Source organism: Burkholderia sp. Bp9142, from assembly GCF_003853415.1.
Classification (GTDB): domain Bacteria; phylum Pseudomonadota; class Gammaproteobacteria; order Burkholderiales; family Burkholderiaceae; genus Burkholderia.
The window spans coordinates 400,871-412,886 of record NZ_QTPP01000001.1 but is presented as its reverse complement, the minus strand read 5'-3'; the positions used below and the strand labels follow the sequence as shown (position 1 = coordinate 412,886).

General features: G+C 69.7%; 12 protein-coding genes. 2 read left to right on the top strand and 10 right to left on the bottom strand.

From position 1 onward, the window contains the following. Positions 1–99 precede the first annotated feature (99 nt). Genes DIE22_RS01890 through DIE22_RS01870 form a run of 5 tightly spaced genes read right to left on the bottom strand, consistent with a single transcriptional unit; the run spans position 100 to position 4,223 of the window. A complete protein-coding gene (locus tag DIE22_RS01890; RefSeq protein WP_124604279.1) occupies positions 100–843 on the bottom strand; it encodes an SDR family NAD(P)-dependent oxidoreductase in 744 nt (247 codons plus the stop codon). Positions 844–899: 56 nt separating this feature from the next. After that, entirely contained in the window at positions 900–2,024 is a 1,125-nt protein-coding gene (locus DIE22_RS01885) for an amidase (protein ID WP_124604277.1), read from the bottom strand. 32 nt (positions 2,025–2,056) lie between these two features. Continuing rightward, positions 2,057–2,590, bottom strand: coding sequence for a nuclear transport factor 2 family protein (locus tag DIE22_RS01880; RefSeq protein WP_124604275.1), 534 nt, complete (start codon positions 2,588–2,590; stop codon positions 2,057–2,059). 8 nt (positions 2,591–2,598) lie between these two features. Further along, positions 2,599–2,976 (bottom strand): hypothetical protein, encoded by a 378-nt coding sequence (locus DIE22_RS01875; protein ID WP_124501428.1) that lies wholly within the window; start codon positions 2,974–2,976, stop codon positions 2,599–2,601. 53 nt (positions 2,977–3,029) lie between these two features. Continuing rightward, positions 3,030–4,223 (bottom strand): acyl-CoA dehydrogenase family protein, encoded by a 1,194-nt coding sequence (locus tag DIE22_RS01870; protein ID WP_124604273.1) that lies wholly within the window; start codon positions 4,221–4,223, stop codon positions 3,030–3,032. Between the two features lie 127 nt (positions 4,224–4,350). Between DIE22_RS01870 and DIE22_RS01865 the strand changes: the two genes are divergently transcribed. Beyond that, complete coding sequence (locus DIE22_RS01865; protein ID WP_124604271.1) at positions 4,351–5,904, top strand: ATP-binding protein; 1,554 nt, start codon at positions 4,351–4,353, stop codon at positions 5,902–5,904. A gap of 62 nt (positions 5,905–5,966) precedes the next feature. Here DIE22_RS01865 and DIE22_RS01860 read toward each other — a convergent pair whose 3' ends face one another. From DIE22_RS01860 to DIE22_RS01850, 3 genes are all read right to left on the bottom strand, one after another. Next, positions 5,967–6,353 carry a tautomerase family protein gene (locus tag DIE22_RS01860; protein ID WP_124501431.1) on the bottom strand — a complete coding sequence of 129 codons (387 nt, stop codon included), beginning with the start codon at positions 6,351–6,353 and terminating at the stop codon, positions 5,967–5,969. A 65-nt stretch (positions 6,354–6,418) separates the two neighbouring features. Beyond that, positions 6,419–6,922 carry an aromatic-ring-hydroxylating dioxygenase subunit beta gene (locus DIE22_RS01855; protein ID WP_124501432.1) on the bottom strand — a complete coding sequence of 168 codons (504 nt, stop codon included), beginning with the start codon at positions 6,920–6,922 and terminating at the stop codon, positions 6,419–6,421. Continuing rightward, complete coding sequence (locus DIE22_RS01850) at positions 6,919–8,202, bottom strand: Rieske 2Fe-2S domain-containing protein (protein ID WP_124501433.1); 1,284 nt, start codon at positions 8,200–8,202, stop codon at positions 6,919–6,921. The genes DIE22_RS01855 and DIE22_RS01850 overlap by 4 nt, the downstream gene beginning before the upstream one ends. Before the next feature lie 139 nt (positions 8,203–8,341). Between DIE22_RS01850 and DIE22_RS01845 the strand changes: the two genes are divergently transcribed. Beyond that, positions 8,342–9,259, top strand: coding sequence for a LysR family transcriptional regulator (locus DIE22_RS01845; RefSeq protein WP_124501434.1), 918 nt, complete (start codon positions 8,342–8,344; stop codon positions 9,257–9,259). Positions 9,260–9,403: 144 nt separating this feature from the next. Here the strand turns inward: DIE22_RS01845 and DIE22_RS01840 are convergent, their stop codons facing one another. Together DIE22_RS01840 and DIE22_RS01835 are read right to left on the bottom strand one after the other, a co-directional pair. Beyond that, the gene (locus DIE22_RS01840; RefSeq protein ID WP_124501435.1) at positions 9,404–10,384 is read right to left on the bottom strand and encodes a PDR/VanB family oxidoreductase; all 981 of its coding nucleotides are present in this window, start codon (positions 10,382–10,384) and stop codon (positions 9,404–9,406) included. 154 nt (positions 10,385–10,538) lie between these two features. Next, positions 10,539–11,936, bottom strand: a complete 1,398-nt coding sequence (locus tag DIE22_RS01835; RefSeq protein ID WP_124501436.1) for an MFS transporter — start codon at positions 11,934–11,936, stop codon at positions 10,539–10,541. Positions 11,937–12,016: the final 80 nt, after the last annotated feature.

Below are 12,016 nucleotides of genomic sequence, written 5' to 3'. Positions count from 1 at the left end.
CGGCCCGGCCCGTACACGACTGCGTCCCCGCGCGCACGTGCATCGCGCGCGGCACCGCTCGAAACCGGTCGGCACCGCGCGATCTCCGCATGCCGCGGCTCAACGCATGTACAACCCGCCGTTGATGTCCCAGCACGCGCCATTCGCGAAATGCGCGTCGTCCGACGCGAGCAGCACGGCCGCATCCGCGACGAAGCCGGCCGACCCGAGCTTGCCGCCCGGCAGGCTCGCGAGCACCTGCCGCAGCTTGTCCGGCGCGACGCTCTCGTAGACGATCGGCAAATCGAGCGGGCCCGGCGAGATCGCGTTGACGGTCACGCCCTGCGCGGCGAGGTCGCGCGCGAACACCTTGGTCAGCGTCAGCGTGCCGCCCTTCGCGGCCGCATAATGCGCGCCGGTCGCCGAGCCGCCGTTCTGCCCGGCGAGCGATGCGATGTTGACGATGCGGCCCGCGCCGCGCGTCGCGAAGTACTGGCCGAACACCTGGCAACCGAACAGCACGCTGCGCAGGTTCACGTCGATCACCTGGTCGAACTGCTCGGCCGTGATCTCCATCGCGGGCACGACCTTCGATGCGCCGGCATTGTTGACGAGCACGTCGATCGTGCCCCAGCGCGCGACGAGCGCATCGCGCGCGGCTTCGAAGTCGCGCTTCGACGTGACGTCGAGCGGCAGTGCGATCGCGCGTTCGCCGCTTGCGTCGAGGTCGCGCGCATGTGCGTGAATGGCGTCGACGGCAATGTCGGCCAGCGCGACGCGATAGCCGGCCGCATGAAAGCGTTCGGCGATGACGGCGCCGAGCCCGCGCGCGGCGCCGGTGACGAGGACGACTCGATCTGACATGGTGCGTGATTCCCTGGTTCGAGGGCGCGTGGCCGAAGCGGCGCCCGCATCGTGGTTCATGCGGCGAGTGCCGCCTCGAAGTGCGCGGCGACGGCGCACACCTGTTCGTCCGCGCCCTTGCGTCCGACGATCTGCAATCCGGCCTTCAGCGGTGTTCCCGCGAGCGGCAGCGGCAGGCTGAGCGCTGGATGGCCGCTCAGGTTGAACGGCCGGATCAGCGACGACATCGCGATGACCGACACGCCGTCGCGTGCCTGTTGAAGCGTGATCGGCAACGCGGGCAAGGTCGGCAGCACCAGCACGTCCGCGCGTTCGAGCGCGGCGTCGACCTGCGCGGTGAAGCGCGCGCGCACGGCTTCGGCTTCGGCGAGCGCGGCCGGTGTCGTCTGCGCGGCCGTGCGCAGCCGCGCATCGAGATCGGCGCCGAGCTGGCCGGTTTCGACGAGACGACCGAATGCACGCGACGTTTCCGCGTTGATGACGGCGAGCCCCGCCGCGAACGCGGCAGGCAGTTCGTCGAGCACGACATCGTGCGCGCGCAGGCCCGACGCGCGCACCGCGGCGTCGAGCGCGGCGGCGATGGCCGGATCGGCATCGACGATCACGCGCGCGACCGTGCAGCCGGCAACGGGCGCCGTCGCGCGCGCCCGATCGAAGCCCGGTGCGATGGCGGCCATCACGGCCGCGAGCGTGCGGACGTCGCGCGCGAACGGCCCGACGCAATCGAGCGTGGTGTCGGCAGGCGCGACGCCGCGCCGCGACACGCGGCCGAACGTCGGCTTGAGCCCGGTTACGCCGCAGCACGCGGCCGGCCCGCGAATCGAGCCGCCGGTATCGGTGCCGAGCGCGGCGTCGACGACACCGAGCCCGACGAGCGACGCCGAGCCGCTCGATGAGCCGCCCGGAATGCGTGTCGGGTCCTGCGGATTGACCGGCGTGCCGGTGTAGTCGTTGATGCCGGTCATGCCGAACGCGAGCTCGTGCATGTTCGCCTTGCCGGCAATCTGCCAGCCGGCGTCGAGCAGCAGGCGGACCGCGTCCGCGTGCCGCGTGGCGGGCGGCGCGTCGGTGAGCGCGCGGCTGGCCGCGCGGGTCGGATGGCCGGCGATGTCGATCGTGTCCTTGATCGCGATCGTCGGGCCCGGGCCGCCCAGCGTGAAGGTGTCGATGAAGCCTGTCATGGTGCGATGGCGTGCGAGCGGAGTGAAAGGGTTCAGGATCGCGGCGCGGCGGCGAGCGGCCACGGGCCGTCGAGCACGCGCTCGGTGCGGAAATGCCGGATCAGCCAGGCCGAGCCGTCCTCGGCCGGCGCGAAATCGACGGTCAGCCGCGCGGCGATCAGCTCGGCCGTGCCGTCCGCATGGCGCGACGCCTGCAGCATGATCCAGCGGCCGCGCGCGCTTGCATGATCGGCGCCGACGTCGATCGACTCCGACGTCAGGAAGTGCAGGTTCGCCGTGAAATGCGGGACGGGCGGCAGATAGCGGCGCAGCATCGCGACGATCGCATCCGTGCCTTCGAGGCGGCCGAACTTGCGCGCGTACTGCGGGCCGATGCCTTCCCACACCGCGTCGGCTGTGAACAGCGCGGCGAGCGCCGGGCCGTCGCCGGCCTCCTCGGGCACGTCGCACAGCGCCATGTAGCGCGTGATCGCCGCGCGCACCGCGCGTTCGGCGTCGAGTGCCGCGACGCGCCGCTCGAGCCCTTCGAGCGCTTCGAGCGCGCGTGACGAATCGGGTCCGGTCATCGTGCGCCTCACGACGCGGGGCGCGTGGCCGGCGGCACGGTCAGCGCACGGCCGACGCGTGCCTCGATCTTGCCGTAGCGCCACAGGTTGTATTCGCCGACGGGCGTCGTGCGATACAGGTTGCAGACCGCGACCGCCGTGTCGAAGTCGGCGACGTCGGCCATGATGTAGAACGTCCACGGCGCGCCGTCGGCCTGGCCGACGACGAGGCGATCGTCATCCATCACGCCGAGCACGCGCACGCCGGGCATCGCCTCGACGGCGGCGAGCATCGCGCCGTACGCTTGCCACACTTCGCCGATCTTCTCGCGCGGCAGGTCGAAGAAATTTTGCGACACGCCGCAGCAGAACAGCACGCGCAGCGGCAGCGGATTCGAATCGGACATGACAGGTTCTCCTGAAGAATGTGTTGGGCGGCGTCGAAGCGGATCGACGCGGATTACAGATAGCCGGGAAACGGCGTGACGCCGGTGAATACCGCGCCCGCGCCGTCGAAGTTGCCTTCGCCGAGAAACGCGTGCTGCGTGACGACCATCGCGTCGCGCAAGAGGCGCTGCAGCGGATGCGAGCGATAGATCGCGGCCGTGCCGCCGAGGCGGTACGCGCGCTCGACGACGCTCGCGCCTTCGCGGGCGATATGCGTGGCGGCGAGCCGCAGCAGGCTGACCTGCTCGGGCGTCACGGGGTTCCCTGCGAGGATCGATTGCCAGACCGAGTCGGTCGCGTCGTAGAAGAATGCGCGTGCCGAGCGCAGTTGCGCCTCGGCCTTCGCGAGCTCGATGCGGAAATACGCGCGGTCGGCGAGGCGCGGCGCGCCGGTGGTCGTCTGGCGGCCGCCCGACATCCGGTTCGCGACGTCGAGCGCCGCGCGCGCCAGCCCGAGGTTGACCACGGCGAGCACCTGCGCCGCATACGCGACGGTCGGATAGCGGTACAGCGGCTCGTCGATGGTCGCCTCGCCACCGCGCACGAAGGTCCACGCGTCGGGCACGAAGCGGTCGTCGACGCGCAGGTCGTGGCTGCCGGTGCCTTGCATGCCGACCACGCTCCAGTTCTCGACGATCTCGACTTCAGCGGCGCGGAACACGGCCGTGCGCGGCTTGTTCGGCGCGGCATCCTGCGCGCCGGGCACCGCGATGCCGACGCCGAGCCAGTCGGCGCCCTTGCAGCCGCTCGCGAATTTCCACGTGCCGTTCACGCGCCAGCCGCCGGGTGCCGCCTGCGCGGGCTGCACCGGGAACAGCCCGCCCGCGAACACCTGGTCGGGGCCGCTCGCGTACAGCTCGGCCTGCGTGGCGAGCGGCAGCGCGGCGAGATAGACGTTGGCCGAGCCGAAGCTCGCGACCCACGCGGCCGACCCGTCGGCGGTCGCGATCCGCTCGATCATGTCGAGGAACGCGGTGGGCGCGAGCGCATCGCCGCCGAAGCGGCGCGGCGTGCCCGCGCGATAGATGCCGGCCTCCTTGAACAGCGCGACCACGTCGCGCGGCACGTGCGACAGGCGGTCGAATTCGTCGCGCCGCGCGACGACGGTCTCGATCACCGCATCGAGCGGCGATACCCGCGCGGCCGCTTCGCGGACCGCATGCGGCGAGGTGGACGCGGCGTCGATGGCGAGGGCGGCGTTGGGCATGACTGTCTCCTGGGGATGGGGTTCGAAAGACGATGCAATCAGTCTAGAAACGCCGAAAACACGCAGCAATTGGTGCGTAGGGCCGCGTGACTGGTGTCGCTCCGTGCCGGACTAAAGAAATCTTCAGATGCGATCGGCGCGCGCCGGTGCTATGTTGGGTTTCCGGCCGCGTGATCCCGCGCGCCTTCCTCCGGATCCGATCATGAGTTTCCCCGACGAAGACGATTTCCACCGGCTGCTCGACGCATTGACGACCTGCGTGCTGCTGCACGATGCGCAGACGAAGGCGATCGTGTGGGCGAATCGCGCCGCGTGCATCGCGCTCGGCTTTTCCGTCGAGGAACTGCTGCCGCTGAAGGCGCCGGACATGACGCGCCCCGAACCGAAATACCAGCGCGAGATCGCGGTGAGCGCATGGGATCGTGCGCTCGTCGACGGGCCGCAGGTGTACGAGTGGTGCTATCGATCGCGTACGGGCGTCGACATGCTGTCCGAGGCCACCGCGACCTACGTGCCGCTGCGCGGGCGCGACGTCGTGATGGTGCAGTTCCGCGACATCAGCGCGGAAGAGGCGGTCCGCCAGCAACTGCGCCGCTACGAGGCGCGGCTGCGCGAGTTCATGCAGGATCTCGACGAAGGCATCGCGGTCGTGACGCCGCACGGCGGCGTGCAGTTCATCAGCGAGTCGGGCCGTCGCGTGCTCGGGCTCGCGCCGGACGAAGCGCTCGGCGAGGTGCTCGACTATTGCAGCGCGGCCGACCGCGACCGGCTCGTCGCGCAGCTGCGCGATGCGCCGTCCGCGTGCCCGTCCGAGCCGCAGCGTTACCGGATCGTGCGGCGCGACGGTTCGACGTGCTGGCTGCGCATCCTGTGCCGGCAGGTCGAGATCGAAGGCGATCTCGACGGGCTGCTCGTGCAGTTTCGCGACGTGAGCGACGAAGTCGCGATCGAGGACGCGCGGCGCGCGGAGGCACGGATGCTCGAATACGCGGGCCGCTACAACGCGATGGGCGAGATGGCGAGCGTGATCGCGCACGAGCTGAGCCAGCCGCTCGCGGCCGTGCGCAACTTCATCGAGGGCGCGGTGCGGCGGCTGAACACGCGCGGCGCCGTCGACGATGCGATCTGGGGGCTGCGCAGCGCGGACCGGCAGGCCGAGCATGCGGCGCTGATCATCAAGAGCGTGCGCGAGTTCATCGTGAAGCGCGAGCCGGTCGTCGCGCTCGCCGACCTGCGCGAGATCCTCGCCGACGTCGCGTACTTCATCGAGCTGCGTGCGAAGGAAGCGGGCGTGACGGTCGCGATCGTGCAGGCCGATGCGCCGCTGCCGATCCGCTGCGAGCGCGTGCTGATCGGGCAGGTGATCCTCAACCTCGCCTTCAACGCGATCGAGGCGTTCGCCGGCTGCGAGCGCGCGCCGTGCACGCTGACGCTCGGGACCGCGAACGTCGGCGGGCAGGCGGAGCTGCGCGCGATCGACAACGGGCCGGGTATCGCCGAAGGCGCGCACGACCGGCTGTTCGACGGCTTCTCGTCGTCGAAGGCCGGCGGCAACGGGATCGGGCTGTCGCTGTGCAAGAGCATCGTCACGCGTCACGGCGGCCGCATCGGCGCGAGCCCGGCCGAAGGCGGCGGGCTCGACTGCCGCGTGACGCTGCCGCTCGCCGGCGTGCAGGCGTAGCCGCTGCGCGGCGTCACGTGCATCGCGTGCGTCACGGCAGGGCGGCGACGCGCGAGGCACGATCAGCGCCCCAGCGCCCGCGCGGTCCGGCCGCCGATCCCGAAGTCGGTGTTCGGGATGTCCTTGATCATCACGCGCGTCGCCTGCACGGGCGCATCGAGCCCGTTCGCGGCAGCGTCGGACAGCGCGGCGATCAGCGCGCGTTTCTGCGCATCGGTGCGGCCGGCGATCAGGATCGCGACGATCACCGGCAGCGACGGCGGCGCGCCGTCGGCGGCCGTGCGCCCGCCGAGGCCGATATGGGTCGCGGGCAATTCGGTGAGCAGCACGCGCACCGATTCGATCGGCGCGCCGATCGCGTCGACGGTCGCGTCGCTGAGCCGCGCGATCAGCTCGGCCTTGCGCGCGTCGTCATGGCCCGCCGGCAGGAAAACTTCGAGTGTGGGCATGGTCGTCCGGAAAGGTGAAGGTGACCGGTTCACCGTTGCGGATTCGGCGGCGAACCGGCGGCCGCTTACAGCAGGAAGCCGATCGCGCTGAGCGCTTCGGTCGAATCGATCAGGCGTACGACCTTCTCCGCGATCCGCATCTCGCCGTCCGCATCGACGTGCAGCCGGTGCGTGACGTCGGCCGCGAACAGCGTCGCGACGCCGCGCTTGTACGCGACGACGACCTGCGCGGATTTCAGCTCGACGATCCCGGCGCTGCTGCTTTCCAGCGTGAAGCGCGACACGGTGCGCACCGTGCGCGCCGCGTCGGACGCCGATGCCGAGTAACCGGACAGCATCCGCTGCACGCGCTTCTCGCGCATGTCCCGGTCGTCGAACACGTAGTTCAGCGTCGCCGCGAAGTCGGTCGCATCGGGATCGATCGGCACCACGTAGTGACCGGCCGGGTCCCACAGGTCGAGCCATGCGCGATAGTCGCGGCGGTCGAGCATCTCGGCTTCGCGCCACACGAATTCGACCGCGCGGGCGAAGGTCTGCTCGGAAAAGAGGGCGTTGCGGTCGTCCATCACTGTTGCTCCATCATCTTGCGCCATTGCTGGTAGGCCTCGCGCATGCCGGTCTCGTCGGTCGCATGCGCGGTCTTTTCGCCGTTCGCGGCGGTCGTCTCGCGGTTCAGCCCGCGGTTCACGAGGATCGGCACGTCGGGGCCCGCATGCGCGCCGCGCTGCACGCGCTCCCACGCTTCCGCGTCGTCCGGGCTGCCGAAGCCGAACGGGCCCTGGAAATGCTCGTGGATGCGCAGCCGCTCGCGGTTCGCTTCGTCCGGGCCGCCGTCCATCGCGAGCGCGACGTGACGGATCTCGGTTTCGTTCGCGGAGATCGGCCGCAGCACGCGGAAGAACGCCATCGACAGCGCGAGGTTCGGGAACAGGTTCAGGTTGAAGCCGACGCCCATCAGCGAGCGCACGATGCGGCGCACTGCTTCCGGCGTGTGGCGCTCGGCGAGCTTTGCCGCGAGCGGCGCGAAGCGCTCGGGCAGCGGCGCGCCGTCGTCTGCGTCGAGATCGATCAGCTCCGGCATCAGCACCGCGAGGCTGTGGCCGTTGCCGAGCGCGCGGCAGAACGCGTCCTCGCTCGTCATGAAGCTCGTGATCGCGGCGGCCGTCTCGTCGTCGATCGACTTCATCCACGACTTGTGCACGACCGGGAAGTGATAGAGGTCCGTCGTGTTCTCGAGCTGGATCTTCCAGTTGCCCTTGAACCTGAACTTGTGCTCGCCGTTCGCCTTGATCGGGTAGCCGGCGCCCTGCTTCATGAACAGGTCGATCCACGGCTTCGCGCCGCCGAGGAAATCCTCGAGCGGTTCGATGGCGTCGTCGAAGCTCGCGAAGATCAGCCCCTGGTACACGCCGACGCGCAGCTTCACGAGCGGCAGGTCGCCCTTCTCGCACACGCCTTCGTAGCCGTCGCCGTACGGCAGCGCGCGCAGCGTGCCGTCGAGCGCGTACGACCAGCTGTGATACGGGCACGTGAAGCCCTTCGCGTTGCCCTTGTGCGTTTCGCACACGGTCGCGCCGCGATGGCGGCAGCGGTTCTGCAGCACGTTGATCTCGCCGGTCTTGTCGCGCACGACGATCACCGGCTGGCGGCCGATCGTCGTCGTGATGAAGTCGCCCGGGTTCGGCAGCTCGCTCTCGTGCGCGACCCAGATCCAGGTGCGGTAGAAGATGCGGTCGAGCTCGGCCTCGAACAGCGCGGGGTCGTGATACATCGCGGGCGCGATGCGGTCGGGCTGCGCGAAGCCGTGCAGCGCGCGGGTGTCGATCGTCTGGTAGGGAATGTCGCTCATCGTCGTCGTGGGGAAAGAGTCGCGAAATCGGGCCGCGCCGTGCGCGGCGTCGGGAGACCAGTCTCGTCTGCTGCTATATATCCGTCAAATTGATCTAAAATTGCTGATCAAATAAATACGGCAAATGATGGAGGTCACGATGACATCGGTCGATCATCTCGATCTGAACCTGTTGCGGGTGTTCCAGGCGATCGTCGAGGAACGCAGCCTGACCAAGGCCGGCGAGCGGCTCGCGCTGTCGCAGCCGGCCGTCAGCTATTCGCTCGGACGGCTGCGCACGCTGTTCGACGATCCGCTGTTCGTGCGCACGCGCGCGGGGATGCAGCCGACGCCGGTCGCGCTCGAACTCGCCGGGATCGTCGGCAAGGCGCTCGACATGGTGCGCATCGCGCTGCGCTATGCGGAGCGCTTCGATCCGGCGTCGAGCACGCGCACGTTCCGGCTGTCGCTGTCGGACGCGGGCGAGATGGCGTACCTGCCGGCGATCTGCCAGGCGCTGCGCGAGCGCGCACCGCGCGTGACGCTGAGCGTGCAGCCGCTGCCGGTGGAGGAGATCGAGGAAGCGCTGCGCGCGAGCCGGCTGGACTTCGCGATCGGCAACCTGCCGGAGCTGATGCCGCGCACGCGCCACCAGGTGCTGTTCGAGGAAACCTACGTGTGCATGACGGGCCGCCGGCGCGGGTTGCCGGCCGGCGCGGCGCTGAGCCTCGAGCAGTTCGTGCGCGCCGCGCACGTCAACGTGAAGTCGGTCGAGCACAGTCACCACGCGCTCGACGATGCGTTGCGCGCGCAGGGCGTGGGCCGCAACATCGCGCTCGAAGTGCCGCACTTCGTCGCGCTGCCGAGCGTGCTGTCGGTCACCGATCTCTATGCGACGCTGCCGAAGCGGCTCGCGCGAATCCTGAACCGCGACAATGCGTTCCGGCTGTACGACCTGCCGGTGACGCTGCCGCCCGCGCCGGTCACGATGCACTGGCACGAGCACTTTCACGAGGACGAGGGGATCGCGTGGATGCGCGCGCTGCTTGGCGAGATCGTCGAGCATTTCGACGCGTGACGGCCGGGCGGCGCGCTGCGTAGGGCTCAGGCGTTTCGCCGGCACCGTGCCTGTGCCTCAACCGCCAGTGAAGCGGCGCATCGGTAGATCGGCGCACCGGCTTGCCAGCGCATCAGCGCGGCAACACGTCAGCCCGTCAGCGCATCAGAGATCGAGGACGAGCACCGCCGAACGCGCTCGCGACACGCAGCAGCAGATCACCGTGTTGCTCGCGCGCTCGGCCTTGCTGAGACAGTGGTCGCGATGATCGGGCTCGCCGTCGAGCACCGGCACCATGCAGGTGCCGCACACGCCTTCGCCGCATGACGTATCGACCTCGATGCCGATGCGCGCGAGCGCGTCGACGATCGACGTGTCGGGCGCGACGCGCACCGATTGGCCGCTGCGCCGCAGGCGCACTTCGAAGCCTTCCGCCGGGGCCGCATCCATGGCGGCATCGGCCCCGGCCGGTTCCGCCGCGAAGCGTTCGAGATGAATCGCGTCCTCGGGAATCCGCGTTGCCGCTGCCGCGACGACCGCATCCATGAACGGGCCGGGGCCGCACGTGTATACATGGGCGTGGGCATCGATCGACGCGACGCAGCGGCCGAGTTGTGCCGCCAGCGAGTCGGGCTCGATCCCGTAATGGAATGTCACGTGCGACGCGAACGGTTCGGCCGACAGCTCGTCGACGAAGGCCGCGTGTTCGCGGCTGCGCGCGAAGTAGTGCAACCGGTAGCGCGCGCCGCGCTGCGCGAGCGCATACGCCATCGACAGCAGCGGCGTGATGCCGATCCCGGCCGCGACCAGCACGTGCTCGCTCGCGTCATCCGTCAGACGAAACAGGTTGCGCGGCGCGCCGATCGACAACTCGGCGCCGACGCGCACGTCGTCGTGCAGCGAGCGCGAGCCGCCGCGCGACCGCGCTTCCTTCTTCACCGCGAACAGATAGCTGCCGCGCTCGTCGGGGCGGCCGCACAGCGAGTATTGCCGCGTGACGCCGGACGGCGCGGTGACGTCGATATGGGCGCCCGGCTCGTACGCGTCGAACGGCTGGCCGTCGACGCGCGAGACCCGGAAACAGCGGATGTCCTGCGCCGCGTCGATCAGCGCGTCGATCCGGACCTGGTGGCGGTTCGCTTGCATGGGGTGTTCCGTGGGTGGGGAGAAAACCGGCGCGGCGGATACCGCGCCGTCATGCAAGCGAGAATAGGGAGGGGCATCACATAAATCAAATCGATTAAAAAGCGATATCTGAATCAGCGGGATGGATGATGGTCGGTGGCCCGAGCGTCGCCGGTCAGCGTGCGGCGACCGCGTTGCCGCCGTCGACGGCCGCATTCACCGCCGCCGCCGCAGGGCCGCGCTCGCGGTCGAGACTGCGGCGGTACTGCCGGCATCCGGCGGCCAGCAGCAGCGCGGCGAGCGTGGCCGCCGCGACGTTGACGATCGACATCGAATGGCCGACCGCCGCCGGCGCGCCGAACACGCGATCGGTGAACAGCGCGACGACGGTCGTGCCGATCCCGAGCGCGATCAGGTTCGACACGAGCAGGAACAGCGCGGAGATCTGCGCGCGCATCTGGTTTGGCGCGAGCGTCTGCATCGCGGCGGTCGACGTCGGCATCGGGAACGACGCGAAGAACATCGCGACGACCAGCACCGCGAGCGACGCGGGCAGGCTGTCGAGCTGCGTGAACAGCGTCGCGGGAATCACCATGCACGCGGCGCCGATCGCGCCGGCGCGCATCGGCGCATCGGTGCGGCCGCGGCGCAGCAGCCAGTCGTTGAGCCAGCCGCCGCAGAACACGCCGGCGGTATTCGCGACGAGCAGCACGATGCCGAGCGTATAGCCGGCCTCGACGGCCGTCATCCCGAAGCGGCGGATATAGAACGCGGGCGTCCAGCTCAGCAGGCAGTACAGCGTCATCGCATAGAACGAGAAGCCGAGGTAGTGGCATGCGAAGGTCGCGCGATGCGTGCCGACGAAGCGCAGCGAATCGCGCATCGACACGCGCCGCACGGCGCCCGAGCGGTCCTGCGCGAGCCCCTTGCGCTGCGGGTCGCGCACGGTCGCGGCGAACAGCAGCGCGACGAGAATCCCCGGCAGCCCGACGATCAGGAACGTCACCTGCCACGCATGCACCTGCCCGACGACCGGCAGCGTGAACGCGCTCGCGTGCTTGAGCAGCGCGATCACGTAGCCGCCGATCAGGAACGCGACGCCGCCGCCGATGAACGAGCCGAGCGAATACACGGCGATCGCGCGGCCGAGCTTCTCCTTCGGGAAATAGTCGGCGAGCATCGAATACGCGCCGGGCGACAGCGCGGCCTCGCCGACGCCGACGCCCATCCGCGCGACGAACATCTGCACGAACTGCTGGCTGAGCCCGCATGCGGCGGTCGCGACGCTCCACAGCGCGATGCCGAGCGAGATGATCCGCGGGCGCGCGTAGCGATCGGCGAGGTAGGCGACGGGCAGCCCCATCACCGCGTAGAACAGCGAGAACGCGAAGCCGTTCAGCAGGCTGAACTGCGTGTCGCTCAGGTGCAGGTCGCGCTTGATCGGTTCGATCATCAGGACGAGCACCTGACGATCGACGAACGAAAAGACATACGCGAGCATGCAGATGACGACGACATACCATTCGTACGTATAGCGCTTGCCGTCGGCAGCGCGGGACATGGGTGCGGACATGCGGATTCTCCAGGAGCGGGCGGTGGGGAGGCGCGGCGTGGGCCTCGCGGGCCGGGTGCCGTCGCGGCGCGAAAGCGTGC